This is a genomic window from Ralstonia flatus (assembly GCF_958439105.1).
Classification (GTDB): Bacteria; Pseudomonadota; Gammaproteobacteria; order Burkholderiales; family Burkholderiaceae; genus Ralstonia; species Ralstonia flatus.
Genome location: NZ_CAUDLI010000006.1, coordinates 261,803 through 277,916, shown reverse-complemented (window position 1 = coordinate 277,916; position 16,114 = coordinate 261,803). Strand labels below are relative to the sequence as shown.

The window sequence follows — 16,114 nt, the reverse complement described above, 5'->3', positions numbered from 1 at the left end:
AGCCAGTCGTCAAATCGGCGCGCCAGAGAAAGGTGATTATAGAGCAAGCGGCGGCGGACGCATCACCGCAGCGTGATGCGTCCGATCCTCCGTCATGCGTTGGTCAAAGGCCGGCCATGTTGATGTACTTGATCTCCAGGTACTCGTCGATGCCGTATTTCGAGCCTTCGCGGCCCAGCCCCGATTGCTTGACGCCGCCAAACGGCGCCTCCGCCGTCGAGATCAGCCCGGTGTTGACGCCAACCATGCCGGACTCCAGCGCATCCGAAACACGCCAGGCGCGGCCCAGATCGCGCGTGTAGAAATACGCGGCGAGACCGAACTCGGTGTCGTTCGCGGCCGCCACGGCTTCGTCTTCCGTATCGAAAGGAATGAGCGCCGCCAGCGGGCCGAACGTTTCTTCATGCGCGACCAGCATGTCGGCCTTTGCGTCGACGACGACGGTCGGCTCAAAAAACGCGCCGCCCTGTGCCGACAACGCATGCGGCTTGCCACCGACCAGCACGCGGGCGCCTTGGTGTACGGCGTCGTCCAGATGCTGTTGCACCTTCTCCATCGCGCGCATGTGGATCAGCGGGCCCTGCTGCACGCCGGGCTCCGTGCCGTTGCCCACGCGCAGCGCACGCACCGCGTCGGCCAGCTTGGCAGCGAACGTGTCGTAGATGCCGCGCTGCACGTAGAAGCGGTTCGCGCACACGCAGGTCTGGCCCGCGTTGCGGTACTTGGCGATCATCGCGCCTTCCACGGCCGCATCGACGTCGGCATCGTCAAACACGATGAACGGCGCGTTGCCGCCCAGCTCGAGCGAGAGCTTCTTGATGTCGTCCGCGCACTGGCGCATCAGCAAACGGCCGACGGCCGTCGAGCCCGTGAAGCTGAGCTTGCGCACGACAGGGTTGGACGTCAGTTCACCGCCAATCGCCTGCGAATCGCCCGTGACGATCGACAGCAAGCCTGCCGGCACGCCGGCGCGCGCCGCCAGCTCGGCAAATGCGAGCGCAGAGTAGGGCGTTTCCAGCGCCGGCTTGACCACCATCGAGCAGCCCGCCGCCAGCGCCGGACCGACCTTGCGCGTCATCATCGCGATGGGGAAGTTCCACGGCGTAATGGCCGCGCTCACGCCAATCGGCTCCTTCTGCACGACGATGCGGCGATCGCCCTGCGGCGACGGAATCGTGTCGCCGTAAATGCGGCGCGCCTCTTCCGCAAACCATTCGATGAACGACGCGGCGTAGGCGATTTCGCCGGCGGCTTCGGGCAGCGGCTTGCCTTGTTCGGCCGTGAGGATGGCAGCAAGGTCTTGCTGGTGCTCCATCATCAGATCGGCCAGCTTGCGCAGGATCCTGGCGCGATCGCGTGCGCTCACCTTGCGCCAGGCGCGTTGTGCAACCTGGGCGGCATCGATGGCGCGGCGCGTTTCGGCGGCGCCCATGCCGGGCACGGTGCCGATCTTGCGGCCGGTGGCCGGATCGGTCACGTCGCGCGTGGCGCCGTCATCGGCATCGGCCCAGGTGCCGGCGAGGAACGCCTGCGTGCGCCACAGGCCGGGGTCTTTCAGCGCGATCGGCGGCGTAACCGGCGCGCTCGGCAAATCGGTGCGGGTCATGGTGTCAGCCCTCCAGTGCGCGTTGCAGGATGGCAAGGCCCTCTTCGAATACCGCGTCTTCAATCGTGAGCGGGAACAGGAAGCGGATCACGTTGCCGTACACGCCGCACGACAGCAGGAGCAGGCCGGCTTCGAGCGCCCGTTGCTGCACGAGCTTGGTGAAATCGGCGTCGGGCTTGCCGTCCGGCGTGTTGAATTCGACAGCAACCATCGCGCCCACGCCGCGCACTTCTGCAATGCGTGGCTGCGTGGCCTTGGCAGCGTTCAGTGCATCGACCAGACGCGCGCCCAGCGCGGCGGAGCGCTCGCAGAGTTTCTCGTCGGCAATGATGTCGAGCACGGCATGTGCGGATGCCACCGCCAGCGGATTGCCGGCGTAGGTGCCGCCGAGCCCGCCCGGAGCCGGTGCGTCCATGATCTCTGCGCGGCCCGTGACAGCAGACAGCGGCAGGCCGCCGGCCAAGCCCTTGGCCATCGTCGTGATGTCCGGCAGCACGCCGGTGTGCTCCATGGCAAACAGCTTGCCGGTGCGGGCAAAGCCGGTTTGCACTTCGTCGGCGATCATCACGATGCCGTGCTCGTCGCACAGTGCGCGGATGGCGCGCACAAAGTCGGCGGGCATCTGGTAGAAGCCGCCCTCGCCCTGCACCGGCTCGAAAATGATGGCCGCCACCTGGCGCGGATCGATATCGGCCTTGAACAGACGCTGGATGGCATCCAGCGCATCCTGCGTGCTCACGCCATGCAGCGCGACCGGCGCGGGCACGTGGTAGATGCTGCCCGGGAACGGCCCGAAGCCCGTCTTGTACGGCACGACTTTGCCCGTCAGCGACATGCCCATGAACGTGCGGCCGTGGAAGGCACCCGTGAGGGCGATCACACCCGGGCGGCCCGTGTGCGCCCGTGCGATCTTGATGGCGTTTTCGACAGCCTCGGCGCCGGTGGTGAAGAACGCGGTCTTCTTGGCGTGCGTGCCGGGCGTGATCGTGTTCAGGCGCTCGGCCAATTCGACGTACGAGCCGTACGGCACGATCTGGAAAGCGGTATGCGTGAAGTGATCCAGCTGTTCGCGCACAGCCTGCACCAGACGCGGGTGGCGATGGCCCGTGTTGACCACGGCAATGCCGGCCGCGAAGTCGATGTAGCGCCGGCCTTCGACGTCCCAGAACAGGGCGTTCTCGGCGCGCTCGGCGTAGCGGTCGGTCATCACACCGACACCGCGCGGCGTAGCGGCGAGGCGGCGGGCATTCCATTGGGCGTTCTGTTGCGGGTCTCGGGCGTTCATGGCGGTCGTGTGCGTTGGGTCAAGAAAGATCGGATGCGAGCCAGTGTGGCGCCATTGGCTCTGTACAATAAGACCCAATCAGGTTTTTCTTTTGGAGCCACTTTGGCTCCATCACGCGCCATGGCCGACCACTCACCTACGCACCGCGCCAGCATGCTGGTCGACTACCTGCAGCGCCGCTTCGACCGTGCCGGGCCGGGTGGCGAACCCGACCACCGCCGTCTGTACCGCGTGCTGCAAGAGGGCATCCTGCGCGACGAACTGCAGCCGGGCACCCGCCTGCCGTCATCGCGGCAGTTGGCGACCGAGCTTGGCATCGCGCGCAACACGGTCATCCACGTCTATGAACAACTCGGCGTGGAAGGCTATGTCTCGGCGGGCGTGGGCAGCGGCACCTTCGTCGCCGATACCGCGCCGGACCGGTTGGACGCGGCGCCTGCACCGGCTGCAGCCGTCGCCACAGCGGCGGCCGCGCCGATCGCCGAGGCGACCACGCCGTCTGCGCCGATGCTTTCCACACGCGGCCGTGCGCTGGTGCGCGATGCAGGCGCCAGCTCGCGCCAATGGGGCGCCTTCATGCCGGGCGTGCCGGAAGTGCGGATGTTTCCGGCGCGCATCTGGTCGCGCCTGCACAACCGGCTGCTGCGCAAGCCGTCGCCCGCGTTGCTGACGTATCCCGTAGGCGCGGGCTACTTGCCGCTGCGCACCGCGCTGGCCGACTACCTGCGCACCGCGCGCGGCGTGCGCTGCGAGCCCGAGCAGATCATCATCACCGCAGGCATCCATCCGTCGCTCCAGCTCATCGCACAACTGCTGTGCGACGCCGGCGACAGCGCGTGGATCGAAGACCCCGGCTACTGGGGCGTGCGCAGCGTACTCACCGCTGCGGGCGTGCGCACGGTGCCGCTGCCGGTGGACGACGAAGGCATGCGCTTCGACATCCCCACGCGCGGTCGCCAGCGCAGCAAGCCGCCCAAACTCATGGTGGTTTCGCCGTCGCACCAATATCCGCTTGGCTCGGTGATGAGCCTGGCGCGACGCCGCGCGCTGCTCGCCACCGCACACGCCACCGATGCGTGGATCGTCGAAGACGATTACGACAGCGAATTCCGCTACGGCAGCCGCCCGCTGCCGTCATTGCAAGGGCTGGACGAAGGCGGGCGCGTGCTTTACATGGGCACGTTCTCGAAAGTGCTGTTCCCCAGCTTGCGGATCGGCTATCTGGTCGTGCCGCCGGCGCTGGCCGATGCCTTTGCGACGGGCTTGTCGGAGATGTTCCGAGGTGGCCAGATTCTCACGCAGGCGGTGCTGGCGGACTTCATTGCAGAGGGCCATTTCGTCTCGCACATCCGGCGCATGCGCGGCGTGTATGCGGAACGGCGTGAAACGCTGCTGGCTTCCATCAGCCGCGAATTTGGCGACGCGCTGCCCGTGCATGATGGCGCGTCCGGTCTGCATCTCGTGCTAGGCCTGCCGGCCGGCACCAACGATGTGGCCGTTGCCGATCTGGCGCTTGCCAACGACGTCGTCACCCGGCCGCTCTCACGGTATTACCAGGACGATGCGCGCCGCCTGCCTGGGCTGCTGCTGGGCTATGGCCATGTGGAAACCGAGCAGATTGCGGCGCGGTTTCATACGCTGGCGGAGGCGATACGCACCATCGGCTGACCCACGACGCGCGCAATAAAAAAGCCCCGCATTGCGGGGCTTTTGTTTGGGGGATGCACGCTCAGGCCAACAGCACGCGCAACTGCGCATCTGCACCTTCGACCGGAGACTTCCGGAAACCGCTCTTCGCATACCGATGCCAGCGCCCGAGCACTGCACACACGAGCAGGTTGGCGCGCGAAGCGATGTCGGTGTCCGCCGGCCAAGCGCCCTGCGTGACCGCCATGCGCAGGCTCTGCTTGAGCGAGGCCTCGATGCGATCCAGGCACTGCGCCATGCGCTCGGGCAGGCGCTCGTCTTCGCCGACCAGCGCATCGCCCACCAGCACGCGCGTCATGCCCGGATTCTTGTCAGCAAACGACAGCAGCATGTGCGCGATGGCGTGTGCCTGGCGCAGGCCGTGTTCTTCACGCAGCGTGATCTGATTGATGAGGCCAAAGACGGTCTGCTCGATGAATTCGATCAGCCCTTCGAACATCTGCGCCTTGCTGGCGAAGTGCCGGTAGAGGGCCGCTTCGGAGACATCCAGCCGCGCCGCCAAACCCGCGGTTGTGATTTTCTCACCACGCGGATGCTCGAGCATGCCGGCGAGCGTCTGCAGAATCTGCACGCGGCGCTCGCCCGGGCGGGGTCGTTTGCGTACCGGCGGTGCTTCTATGGCGACGTCCGCGACCGGCTCGGCGGTCGGAAACTCCGTTTGCGCGTTGCTCATGACTTCCTGGCCCCTCTCCCGTTCTGAGCGCGGAGTGACTGCCTAGCCGCGTCGAACAAGCCTTCGTTTTAGTTGAAGCACCGATTTTACTTTCACGCTCACATAGCCGGGCCGGTTGGCGAACAAAATCGGTGTGGCGGCCGGCTGATGTGGTGAATTTGCACGTGCGCCCATGGCGGAGGCTTGCATTGGATGCAATGCGTCGGCAGCGGAAGTGGGCTGCACGCCGGGCGGCACGCGCCGCAGATAACCCGTCACCCAGACCGTATCGATGCCCAGTCGCCGATAGCGTTTGAGGTGAGAAAGCGTGTCTTCGACGAGGATGGCGCGCGATGGCGCAATACGCTCGCGGGCGAGCAAGCGGCGCAGCATCAGCGGATCGGGTTTCGGGCGCAGGCGCCGGTGCACCCACATGTGTTCGACCGCAATTTCGCGCAGGAACGCGCGTTTCAGGCCAATGAGGCGCAGCACCTCGCGCGCGTAGGCAACCGGGGCATTGGTCAGCAGGATCTTGCGCCCGGGCAGGGCGCGCAGCAGTTGGGCGAGGCCGCGTTCGGCGCGCACCATGGCGCGCAGGTCTTCAAAGCGGTGCGCCTCTGCGAGGAAATCATCGGGGTCGACGCCGTGATGGCGGACCATGCCGAGAATCGTGGCGCCATAGCGGCGCCAATAGTCCACGCGTACCTGGCTGGCCGTGGCGTCATCCGTGCCGAGCACGCGCGCCACGTATGCCGTCATCAGCCGGTTGATCTGCGGAAAGATCGCGTGGGAGGCGTGGTGGAGGGTGTTGTCGAGGTCGAACAGCCAGACGGGCTGCCGGGCGGGCGCGGAGCCCGCCGGCACCTCGCGCGGGAAGGTGCGCGCAGCATGGCGCACCCGCACCGCCCGGGTGGTTCGCATCAGTGCGAGCGGATCATCGTGCCGAACGCCTGTTCGGTCAGGATTTCCAGCAGCAGCGAATGCTCGATGCGGCCATCGACGATGTGCACCGAATTCACGCCGCTCTTGGCAGCGTCCAGCGCCGACGAAATCTTCGGCAGCATGCCGCCCGAGATCGTGCCGTCGGCGAACAGCTCGTCGATCTCGCGCGCCGACAGGTCGGTCAGCAGGTTGCCCTGCTTGTCCATCACGCCCGGAATGTTGGTCATCATGACCAGCTTCTCGGCCTTCAGGATCTCGGCCATCTTGCCGGCCACGACGTCGGCGTTGATGTTGTAGGCCTGGCCTTCGTCAGAGAAGCCGATCGGCGAAATGACCGGAATGAACGCGTCGTCCTGCAGCGCCTTGACCACGGCCGGGTTGATCGTCTCGATGTCGCCCACGAAACCGATGTCGAGAAACTCGCCCGGCTTCTCGCGGTCCGGCATCTTCAGCTTCTTGGCGCGGATCAGGCCGCCGTCCTTGCCGGTCAGGCCGACTGCCTGGCCGCCGTACTGGTTGATCAGCATGACGATGTCCTGCTGGACTTCGCCGCCGAGCACCCACTCGACCACTTCCATGGTCTCTTCGTCGGTCACGCGCATGCCCTGGATGAAGGTGCCTTGCTTGCCGACCTTCTTCAGGGCTTCGTCAATCTGCGGGCCGCCGCCGTGCACCACCACCGGGTTCATGCCGACCAGCTTGAGCAGGATCACGTCGCGCGCGAAGCCGTGCTTGAGCTTTTCCTCCGTCATGGCGTTGCCACCGTACTTGATGACGATGGTCTTGCCGTGAAACTTGCGAATGTAAGGCAGGGCCTGCGCAAGAATCTCGGCCTTCACCGGCGGCGCGATATGCGCGAGTTCGGGGTCGAGGCCAGCAGGGTCGGGGGCAGCAGAAGCGGTCATGACGGTGACATCCGGTTGGGCAGGTATGATGGAACGCCGAATGTCGCCTGCAACACAAAAAACGAAGCAGCCCATTTTCGGCAGCGGGATTTTACAAGAAAAGGCGCTACGGTCTGCCGGCGCACCTTATGTGCCCGCCATACCGTTGCCACGAAAGAACACCCTGGGGAATCATGGCCATCGCACCCGACCAACTCGACGCGCTGCGCCCTCACCTGCTGCGCTTTGCGCAACTGCAATTGCGCGACACGGCGCTGGCCGAAGACACGGTGGCCGACACCATCCTGGCGGTGCTCGAACACCCAGAGCGCTTTGCCGGCAACGCCTCGCTCAAGACTTACGTCATCGGCATCCTCAAGCACAAGATCATCGATGCGATCCGCTCGGGGCGGCGCGAAGTGCGCGTCTCGCTGCTTGCGGGCGGTGAATCCGACGAGGCCGGCATGCGGTCCGACGAAGCCGTCTTCGACAGCCTGTTTGCCGCCGACGGCCACTACACGAGCCCGCCGTCCGACTGGGGCGACCCGGATGCCGCGCTGTCACGGCGCGAATTTTTCGATGTCCTGCAAATGTGCGTTGATCGGCTGCCGCCGCGGGTGGGCCGCGTCTTCATGATGCGCGAGTGGCTGGAGCTGGAAACCGACGAAATCTGTCAGGAATTGCAGATCACCGCGACCAATGCCTGGGCACTGCTTTATCGCGCCCGCATGCGCCTGCGCGAGTGCCTTGACCTGCACTGGTTCGGCAATCAGCCGAGCGCCGCCTGAATCGCCCGTCAGCGCACCAAGCCGTATCACAGAGAACAACCATGCCGAACCGTTGGGGATTGCCCACCTGCAAAGAAGCCCACCGCATGCTGGTGTCGAAGATGGACCGCGACCTGTCCACAGGTGAGCGGCTGCGCCTGCGCGTGCATCTGTTTGCCTGCGATGCCTGCACGCGGTTCTCGCATCAGATGGGGTTTTTGCGCCAGGCGATGCACAAGCTCGGGCAAGACGACGACGGGAGCAACCCCGCGTGACCGCGCCGGCTGCCAACACCGTATGTGCGATGTGCGGCGCGGACTTGCGCTGCGGCGCCATCGGCGACGGCACGCAGCCCGACGCGACGTGCTGGTGCATGACCGAAGAAACGCTGCCGGCCAGCGCACGGCGCCCCGGGCAGGGCTGCCGCTGCCAGCGTTGTCTGCGCGAAGCGATTGCCCAGGCGCGGGCAGCGTCTGAGGCGAACTGATCAGTCTTTGTCTTGGCTGTCGTCGTCGAGCGTGCGCAGTGCGCGTCGGACGTCGGCCCGGCCGCGCTGGCGCTCCGCGTGGCCGCCTTCGGTGTGGGCCCCAGCTTTGCGGCCACGGGCCAGCGGCACGAGAACGTTGCGCGGGCGCGCGGTGCCGGCCTTCGTTGAAGGTTCGATGCGGAACGTCAGTTTCTGGCGAGTGCCCAGTGTCTTGTTAGCCATGGGAATGCTTCCTCACGCGGCTTGATGCGACACTCGCCGCAAGCCATCAATGCTTGTGTTCGCCGCCGTGGTTCATGGCGGGCATGTTGCCGGCGGTCAGGTCGCGCACCCGGGCCTCGACCTTCTGCTCGACGACGCGCTTGTCGGCCAGCTCCACCTTCAGCGTGAGCGGCACGGTGGCGTCCTTGGCGAGCGGCTGTTTGAGGTCCATGAGCATCACGTGATAGCCGCCCGGCTTGAGCTGCACCGTCTGGCCCTTCGGCACCTCCAGCGACTGGACGGCGCGCATGCGCATGACGTTGCCTTCCATCTTCATCTCGTGGATCTCGGCCGTGCCCGCCACCGGCGTCGACACGCCCACCACCTTGGCACCGTCCGTCGATTGCAGCGTCATGAACGCGCCACTGGACGTCTGGCCCGGCACCGTGCCGCGCACCCAGGCGTCTTGCACCGTGACTTGTGCGAACGCGGCGGCGCTGGCGAGCAGGCCAGCCGTGAGCACAGCCACGCAAGCGGAAGAACGGATCGATCGGGACGTCATCATCAAGGGCTCCTGTCAGGGACAAACGTGCTGCGCATTAAAGCACAGCGCCTGCGGGAAGATAGGTTGGGTGCACAATTGTGCGGCTGATTGACGCATCGCCGCACGGAGAACCGCGCGGTGCGCACGTTTACACTTGTCCACCATGCTTTCGACCCTGTCTCTTGCCGCCCCGCTGCTGGACGCATCCAGTCTACGCCGCCTCTTCTGGCTGCGATGGAGCCTGCTGGCCACCCAGCTGGTCCTGATGCTGCTCGCGCCGCTGGTGTTTGGCGTGCAATTGCCGGTGGTGCCGCTGCTGAGCGTGATGGGCCTGCATGCGCTGTTCAACCTGCTCACCGGATGGCGCGTTCGGCGCAACCGGCCCGTGCAGCATATCGAGATCACCGTCCAACTGCTGGTGGACCTGACCGCGTTGTCCGCCCTGCTGTATTTCACGGGTGGCGCGACCAACCCGTTCGTCTCGTTCTATCTGCCGGCGCTGGCGATTGCTGCGGCCATGCTGCCGATCGCGCATGTCGTCGGCCTGACGCTGTACGCGCTGGCCGCCTACAGCATGATGCTCGGCAACTACATCCCGCTGAAGCTGGCGAACCAGGCCGATGCCGTGGCGTATCACCTCGCCGGCATGTGGATCGATTTCGTGGCCAGCAGCGCGATGATCGCCGGGTTTACGGCGCGTCTGTCCGCTGCGCTGCGCGAGAGCGATGCGCAACTGACCGAAGCGCGCGAACGGCTGCTGCGCGAACAACGCATCGAAGCGCTGATGTCGCAAGGCGCGAGCGTGGCGCACGAAATGGGCACGCCGCTGTCTACCGTGGCCGTCATCACCGGCGAGCTGCAGCACGACGCGAAGCAGCCCGACTCGCCCCTCGCCCCGTATCGCGAAGACCTGCGCGCCATCGAACAGCAGCTCGAACTGTGCCGCGCCGCCCTGGCGCGCCTGCAGCGCAAACCCAACGACGGCGCGCCGGAGCCGCTCGGCCAATGGCTACCCGGTTTTACGCAGACGTGGCAGTTGCGACATCCGGACATCCGCCTCCACACGGAGACCTCGCCAGCGGCACAGGCGGTGGAATTGGATGCTGTGAACGTCGGCCAGATCCTCACCATCCTGTTGGACAACGCCGCCCGCAGCCAGCACCACGCCGGGCGTGATCTGGTACCGCTGCTGCTGACCGCCAGGATCGATGCCAACCCGGATACGCTGCGCGATATGCCGCCGCAGATCGTGCTGTCCATCGTCGATACGGGATTGGGCTTGCCGGAAGACCTGCGGACCTCGCTGGGCCGCACGCCTGTGCCGAGCCGGCACGGCGGTCACGGCATCGGACTGTACCTGGCCTCCACCACGGCCCGCCGCCTGGGTGGTACCGTGGTGCTGCGTCCGAACCCGCCGCAAGGTGCCATTGCCGAACTCCGACTGCCGATCGGTGGTCCGACGGAACACCCGGCCGCTCCCATCATGGGCGCGCCCACCCTCTTCACATAACGAGACGGCCTGACGCAGCCCCATGCGCGTACGGCCCCGGAGAACACCATGCAGCAGCCCGCCCCCTTTCTGATCCTTGATGACGACGACGTCTTTGCGCAGACACTGGCGCGCGCGCTCACGCGTCGCGGCTTTGCTCCGCAGATCGCCCACACCGGCGGCGAGGCGTTGGCGCTGGCCCGCCAGACGCGGTTCTCGTATGTCACGGTCGATCTGCACTTGGCCGCCAGCGACAAGGGCCTGATGCCCCATGGCGGCACGGACTCCGGCCTGCACTGGATTGCCCCGCTGCGCCAGGCGCTGCCCGAGGCGCGCATGTTGATCCTGACGGGCTATGCGAGCATCGCCACCGCCGTGCAGGCGGTCAAGCTCGGGGCTGACGAATATTTGGCCAAGCCGGCCAATGTCGATTCGATTCTGCTGGCGCTGCAAGTCGGCGTGTCTGAAGCCGTGGCGGAGCAGACGATGGAAAACCCGGCGCCGCTGTCCGTCGCGCGGCTGGAGTGGGAACACATCCAGCGCGTGCTCGCCGAGCACGGCGGCAATATCTCCGCCACAGCGCGGGCGCTCAACATGCACCGGCGCACGCTGCAGCGCAAGCTGGGCAAGCGGCCGGTCGCCAAATAAACGCCGGCCGCGAGGCTACATCAGCGCGGCATCACCAGCGGGTGTCGCGCTCCCACGCCTTGAGTTCGTCTTCGGCGCGTTCCTTCGTGTAGCCATAACGTTCTTGGATCTTGCCGGCAAGCTGATCGCGCTTGCCGCGGATCACCGTCAGATCATCGTCCGTGAGCTGGCCCCACTTCTCCTTGATCTTGCCCTTGGCCTGATCCCATTTGCCTTCGATCTGGTCCCAGTTCATACGTCCTCCGTTGCGATTGAGATTGAGCGATTGAGACAAAGCAGGGGCGACCCGCAGGCCGCCCGTGCAGAGACTTCCTTGCGGCTTACTTCTTGAACTTGGCGGCGACGTCGTTCTGGCACTTCGTCTTCGCATCGCCGGACATGGCGTCGCAACGTTCCTTCGCAGCCTTGTAATTGGCGTCGTTGGTGTCCTTGACGGCATCGCGGCGCGCTTCGCTCACGTCCTTGGCGTCACCGGTGGCCTTGGCGTGGCTCACTTCTTCGCCGGCTTTGGCGCGCGTGTAGGCGGCCTTGGCGTCCTTCACGCAAGTGTCTTTGTCGTTGCCCTTCAAGGCATCGCACTTCGTCTTGGCCACGTCGTAGTCGGCCTCAGCCTTTTCCTTGGCGGCGCGGTTGCGGGCGGCTTCGGTGCCATCACGCTCCACCATCGCATTGGCTTTGGCGACGTTGTAATCGCCCTTGGCCTGCGCGCGGCAGACGTCGCGGTCATTGCCCTTCATCGCATCGCACTTGTCCTTGGCGGCTTTGTAGTTGGCATCGGCTTGCTTGACGGCACTGTCGTAAGCGCTGCGCTTGGCATCATTCGGGGCCGAGGTTGCGGCGGCCCCGGTGGGCGCCGGTGTGGTCTGGGCGTGGGCCAGTCCTAAGGGGGCGCAGGCGAGCACGCAACACAAGGCCAGGCGTTGGATCGGTTTCATATGCTTCTCTCCTTGTCGTGGTTGGAATCGCGCACGCCAGGTGCGCGGCGCGCATTGTCTGTGCGGCACAACCTTCTTCAGCACATAACGGACCCGCCCCCGGGTGATCCTGAGCAAACCCTTGCTGTGCCTGGGTTTGCGGCCCTCCAAACAAAACGGGCCGCATCGTTTCCGATGCGGCCCGAAATGCATATGGAATGCGTTGCTTACACGTTTAGAGCACGTAGCGCGACAGATCCTCGTTGCCCGACAGCTCGTTCAAGCGCTCGTCGACGTACGCGGCGTCGATGGTCACCGTCTCGCCCGACGATTTGTGCGCGTGGAACGACAGGTCTTCAAGCAAGCGCTCCATCACCGTATACAGGCGGCGCGCGCCGATGTTCTCGACCTTCTCGTTGACCGAGCATGCGATCTCGGCGAGGCGATGGATGCCGTCTTCCGCAAACACGAGGTCGACGCCTTCCGTCTTCAACAACGCCTGATATTGCTTGGTGAGGCTCGCATCGGTCTGCGTGAGAATCGCGCGAAAGTCTTCCACCGACAGCGAATCCAGCTCCACGCGAATCGGGAAGCGGCCCTGCAATTCCGGAATCAGGTCGCTCGGCTTGGACAGATGGAACGCGCCCGACGCGATGAACAGGATGTGATCGGTCTTGATCATCCCGTACTTCGTGTTGACGGTCGTGCCCTCCACCAGCGGCAGCAAGTCACGCTGCACGCCCTGACGCGACACCTCGCCGCCGCCGTATTCGCTGCGGCTGGCAATCTTGTCGATCTCGTCCAGGAACACGATGCCGTTCTGCTCGACGTTGGCCACCGCTTTCTGCTTCAACTCGTCTTCGTTCACGAGCTTAGCGGCCTCTTCGTCGATCAGCAGCTTGAAGGCTTCCTTCACCTTCATCTTGCGACGGTTCTTCTTGCCCTGGCCCAGGCCCGCGAACATCGAGCGAATCTGGTCGGTCATGTCTTCCATGCCCGGCGGCCCCATGATGTCCATGCTCGGCACACCCGCCGACACTTCCAGTTCAATTTCCTTGTCATCGAGCTGGCCTTCGCGCAGCTTCTTGCGGAAGGTCTGGCGCGCGGTCGAGTCCTTTTCTTCCGGCTGCGCAAAGCCGATGTCGCGCGGCGGCGGGATCAGCACGTCAAGAATGCGGTCTTCGGCTGCATCTTCGGCCTTGGCGCGCACCTTCTTCATCTCGGATTCGCGCGTCTGCTTGACCGCCATCTCGGCGAGATCGCGCACGATGGTGTCGACGTCACGGCCGACGTAGCCGACTTCAGTGAACTTCGTCGCCTCGATCTTGATGAACGGTGCGTCCGCCAGCTTGGCGAGGCGCCGCGCGATCTCGGTCTTGCCCACGCCGGTCGGCCCGATCATGAGGATGTTCTTGGGCGTGATTTCCTGGCGCAGCGGGTCTCCCACCTGCTGGCGGCGCCAACGGTTACGCAGCGCCACGGCCACAGCCTTCTTGGCCTTGTGCTGGCCGATGATGTGCTTGTCGAGTTCGGAGACGATTTCCGACGGCGTCATGGTTTCAGACATGGGAATCCTGTCGATGGGGGCGCTCGTTATTCGAGCGTCTCGATCACGAAATTGGTGTTGGTATAGATGCAGAGTTCGCCGGCGATCCGCAGCGATTTCTCCACCACATCGCGCGGGGCGAGGTCGGTGTTCTCCATCAGCGCCTTGGCGGCCGATTGGGCATACGAGCCGCCCGAACCAATGGCAGCAATGCCGCCTTCCGGGTCCAGCACGTCGCCGTTGCCGGTGATGACGAGGGTGGCTTCACGGTCGGCGACGATCAGCATCGCCTCAAGGTGGCGCAGGGCGCGGTCGGTGCGCCAGTCCTTGGCGAGGTCGACGGCGGAGCGCAGCAGGTTGCCTTGATGCTTCTGCAGCTTGGCTTCAAACCGGTCGAGCAGGGAGAAGGCGTCGGCGGTGGCGCCGGCAAAGCCGACCAGCACCTTGCCGTCGTAGATGGCGCGCACCTTGCGGGCCGAGCCCTTCATGACGATGTTGCCCAGCGTGACCTGGCCGTCGCCGCCGAGCGCAACTTGGTTGCCGCGCCGCACGCTGACGATGGTGGTGCCGTGATACTGTTCCATGCGCTTGTTCCTGGGGGTCGGGCTTGGCGCGGCCCCCAGCGGGCCGGCCAAAGAACTTCATACTTGACGCCAGCCCCGTGGATTTCAAGCCTGATTTCCGTCACAACGCACACTTTTTGTGCGCCGGAAATCGCTTCTTACGGCGTTTCTTACCCGTTCAGCGCGTCACATCGAAGGCATAAGTGCGCTCGTCCAGACGCGGCACCATCGTGTAGCCCTTGCGCGCTGCCCATACGTTGATGTTGAAGTAGAGCGGAATCACCCCGTCATCGCGCATCCCGATTTCCGTGGCGTCCTGCAGGAGCTTCTCGCGCTTGCTGTCGTCAAGCGTCTGCAGCGCCTCAGCCAGCTTGGCGTCCAAGGCGGGGTTCGAATAGCGCCCGCGATTGGATGCACCCCAGCCACGCGCCGGGTCGTACGTCGCCAGCAGCGCTTTCAGGCTGGAGCTGGCCTCGCCCGTATCGGCACCCCAGCCGGCCTGCAGGAACGAGAAGTCCAGCTTGTTCGCCCGCGTGAAGAACGACGCCGACGGCAGCGTCTCGACCTTGGTGGCAATGCCAACCCGCGAAAGCATCGATGCGACCACCTGTGCGACGCGGTCATCGTTCGGGTAGCGGTTGTTGGTGGCGTGCAGCGTGATGGCAAAACCATCGGGGTAGCCCGCCTGGGCGAGCAGCTTCTTCGCCGCGGCCGGGTCTGCCGCGGGTGCCTTCAGGCCGGGCACGTGGCCAAACAGCGAGCTGTTCACGAGTTGGCCCGTCGGTTCGGCCGCGCCTTCCATCACGCGGTCGACGATGGCCTGGCGCGAGATCGCCAGCGAGATCGCCTCGCGCACGCGTGCGTCCTTGAGCGGATTCTTCGGCAACGGCTTGCCCGCCTTGTCGGTCACGAACGGCGACACATCGCGGTTCGAATCCATATGCAGATACATCATGCGGAACACCGGCATCTTGAACACCGTCACCGCCGGATCGGCCGACAGCTTCTTGATGTCCGAGCTGGGCACGTTTTCGATGACCTGCACATCGCCCGCCAACAGTGCCGCCACGCGCGGTGCATCCGCCGTCAGAATGCGCAGCGTCACGTGCTGCCATTGCGGCTTCTTGCCCCAGTAACCGTCAAAGCGTGTCAGCTCCAGCCGATCGCCACGATTGAAGGAGACGAACTTGTACGGCCCCGTGCCGATCATGGCGCGGCCATTATTGAAGTCATCCGCGCCGGCTTTTTCGACCGCTTTTTTCGACACCATGTAGATGGTCGACAGGTCGTTCGGCACCAGCGGATAGGGGCCGTTGGTGGTGATGCGCACGGTCAGCTTGTCGACGGCCGTCACCTCCTTGAAGCCACGCGTATAGATCGTGAACGGCGATGGGCTGTTCTTGATGGTGGCCGGGCGCGCCAACGAATAAACGACGTCGGCAGAAGTGAACTCCGTGCCGTCATGGAAATGCACGCCGGGACGCAGCTTGACTTCCCACACCGTATCGCTCAACGCCTTCCACGACGTGGCGAGGCCGGGCTTGAGGCGCATCTTCTCGTCCTTGGCGATCAGCGCCTCGAACATATGCTCGGCAACGTTGGAATTGGGCGTGACGTTATGGAAGTGCGGATCGAGCGACGTAACATCGCTCGACAGGCCGACCACCAGCGTGGAGGCGGGCTGGGCATGCGCAGCACCCGGTGTAAGCGCCGCAAGCGCCGTGGCAAAAGACAGCGCGGCGACAAGGTTCGCAGCGCGCAGCAGACGCAGGACCGGCATGACGACTCCCCGATGGTTCGTGACGAAAGCAAAACGTTCGGGGATTGTCAGGACCGGACGACGCCGGTGTCAACGCCGATGAAGCAGGGGGTCTGCGTG

18 protein-coding genes are annotated in these 16,114 nt (G+C 65.1%); 6 read left to right on the top strand and 12 right to left on the bottom strand.

What is annotated here, in order from left to right:
- Positions 1 to 103: 103 nt before the first annotated feature.
- Both R2676_RS16005 and gabT read right to left on the bottom strand, forming a co-directional pair.
- Positions 104 to 1,606: an NAD-dependent succinate-semialdehyde dehydrogenase gene (locus R2676_RS16005; protein ID WP_206272461.1), complete on the bottom strand. Its 1,503-nt coding sequence runs from the start codon at positions 1,604 to 1,606 to the stop codon at positions 104 to 106.
- A 4-nt stretch (positions 1,607 to 1,610) separates the two neighbouring features.
- Complete coding sequence (gene gabT, locus R2676_RS16000) at positions 1,611 to 2,891, bottom strand: 4-aminobutyrate--2-oxoglutarate transaminase (RefSeq protein WP_206272462.1); 1,281 nt, start codon at positions 2,889 to 2,891, stop codon at positions 1,611 to 1,613.
- Positions 2,892 to 3,044: 153 nt separating this feature from the next.
- On the opposite strand from gabT, the gene pdxR reads away from it, so the two are divergent.
- The gene (pdxR, locus tag R2676_RS15995) at positions 3,045 to 4,559 is read left to right on the top strand and encodes a MocR-like pyridoxine biosynthesis transcription factor PdxR (protein WP_206272491.1); all 1,515 of its coding nucleotides are present in this window, start codon (positions 3,045 to 3,047) and stop codon (positions 4,557 to 4,559) included.
- Positions 4,560 to 4,620: 61 nt separating this feature from the next.
- Here the strand turns inward: pdxR and slmA are convergent, their stop codons facing one another.
- The 3 genes from slmA to argB are packed head-to-tail and all read right to left on the bottom strand — an operon-like array spanning position 4,621 to position 7,097.
- On the bottom strand, positions 4,621 to 5,271 hold the full coding sequence (gene slmA, locus R2676_RS15990; protein ID WP_027678656.1) for a nucleoid occlusion factor SlmA: 651 nt from the start codon (positions 5,269 to 5,271) through the stop codon (positions 4,621 to 4,623).
- A 42-nt stretch (positions 5,272 to 5,313) separates the two neighbouring features.
- A complete protein-coding gene (locus R2676_RS15985) occupies positions 5,314 to 6,171 on the bottom strand; it encodes a pyrimidine 5'-nucleotidase (protein ID WP_206272463.1) in 858 nt (285 codons plus the stop codon).
- Positions 6,171 to 7,097: an acetylglutamate kinase gene (gene argB, locus R2676_RS15980; protein ID WP_065860095.1), complete on the bottom strand. Its 927-nt coding sequence runs from the start codon at positions 7,095 to 7,097 to the stop codon at positions 6,171 to 6,173. Before argB ends, R2676_RS15985 begins: the two co-directional genes overlap by 1 nt.
- A 173-nt stretch (positions 7,098 to 7,270) precedes the next feature.
- Here argB and R2676_RS15975 point away from each other — a divergent pair, with 173 nt between their 5' ends.
- From R2676_RS15975 to R2676_RS15965, 3 genes are read left to right on the top strand one after another with little or no spacing between them, the layout of a single operon-like run.
- Positions 7,271 to 7,864 carry a sigma-70 family RNA polymerase sigma factor gene (locus R2676_RS15975; protein ID WP_027678659.1) on the top strand — a complete coding sequence of 198 codons (594 nt, stop codon included), beginning with the start codon at positions 7,271 to 7,273 and terminating at the stop codon, positions 7,862 to 7,864.
- A 41-nt stretch (positions 7,865 to 7,905) separates the two neighbouring features.
- On the top strand, positions 7,906 to 8,118 hold the full coding sequence (locus R2676_RS15970) for a zf-HC2 domain-containing protein (RefSeq protein ID WP_027678660.1): 213 nt from the start codon (positions 7,906 to 7,908) through the stop codon (positions 8,116 to 8,118).
- Positions 8,115 to 8,330, top strand: coding sequence for a cysteine-rich CWC family protein (locus tag R2676_RS15965; RefSeq protein ID WP_206272464.1), 216 nt, complete (start codon positions 8,115 to 8,117; stop codon positions 8,328 to 8,330). The genes R2676_RS15970 and R2676_RS15965 overlap by 4 nt, the downstream gene beginning before the upstream one ends.
- Here the strand turns inward: R2676_RS15965 and R2676_RS15960 are convergent, their stop codons facing one another.
- Both R2676_RS15960 and R2676_RS15955 read right to left on the bottom strand, forming a co-directional pair.
- Entirely contained in the window at positions 8,331 to 8,552 is a 222-nt protein-coding gene (locus R2676_RS15960) for a hypothetical protein (RefSeq protein WP_206272465.1), read from the bottom strand.
- Between the two features lie 46 nt (positions 8,553 to 8,598).
- Positions 8,599 to 9,093 carry a copper chaperone PCu(A)C gene (locus tag R2676_RS15955; RefSeq protein ID WP_410482499.1) on the bottom strand — a complete coding sequence of 165 codons (495 nt, stop codon included), beginning with the start codon at positions 9,091 to 9,093 and terminating at the stop codon, positions 8,599 to 8,601.
- A 145-nt stretch (positions 9,094 to 9,238) separates the two neighbouring features.
- Between R2676_RS15955 and R2676_RS15950 the strand changes: the two genes are divergently transcribed.
- Positions 9,239 to 10,585, top strand: coding sequence for an ATP-binding protein (locus R2676_RS15950; RefSeq protein WP_206272492.1), 1,347 nt, complete (start codon positions 9,239 to 9,241; stop codon positions 10,583 to 10,585).
- Between the two features lie 48 nt (positions 10,586 to 10,633).
- A complete protein-coding gene (locus R2676_RS15945; RefSeq protein ID WP_004628252.1) occupies positions 10,634 to 11,212 on the top strand; it encodes a response regulator transcription factor in 579 nt (192 codons plus the stop codon).
- A 31-nt stretch (positions 11,213 to 11,243) separates the two neighbouring features.
- Here the strand turns inward: R2676_RS15945 and R2676_RS15940 are convergent, their stop codons facing one another.
- From R2676_RS15940 to R2676_RS15920, 5 genes are all read right to left on the bottom strand, one after another.
- Positions 11,244 to 11,447: a CsbD family protein gene (locus R2676_RS15940; protein ID WP_004628255.1), complete on the bottom strand. Its 204-nt coding sequence runs from the start codon at positions 11,445 to 11,447 to the stop codon at positions 11,244 to 11,246.
- An 85-nt stretch (positions 11,448 to 11,532) separates the two neighbouring features.
- Positions 11,533 to 12,147 carry a hypothetical protein gene (locus tag R2676_RS15935; RefSeq protein WP_206272467.1) on the bottom strand — a complete coding sequence of 205 codons (615 nt, stop codon included), beginning with the start codon at positions 12,145 to 12,147 and terminating at the stop codon, positions 11,533 to 11,535.
- 214 nt (positions 12,148 to 12,361) lie between these two features.
- Complete coding sequence (hslU, locus tag R2676_RS15930) at positions 12,362 to 13,693, bottom strand: ATP-dependent protease ATPase subunit HslU (RefSeq protein ID WP_206272468.1); 1,332 nt, start codon at positions 13,691 to 13,693, stop codon at positions 12,362 to 12,364.
- Between the two features lie 26 nt (positions 13,694 to 13,719).
- Positions 13,720 to 14,256 carry an ATP-dependent protease subunit HslV gene (hslV, locus tag R2676_RS15925; protein WP_004628261.1) on the bottom strand — a complete coding sequence of 179 codons (537 nt, stop codon included), beginning with the start codon at positions 14,254 to 14,256 and terminating at the stop codon, positions 13,720 to 13,722.
- A 157-nt stretch (positions 14,257 to 14,413) separates the two neighbouring features.
- Positions 14,414 to 16,015, bottom strand: a complete 1,602-nt coding sequence (locus tag R2676_RS15920; RefSeq protein WP_206272469.1) for an ABC transporter substrate-binding protein — start codon at positions 16,013 to 16,015, stop codon at positions 14,414 to 14,416.
- Between the last annotated feature and the right edge of the window lie 99 nt (positions 16,016 to 16,114).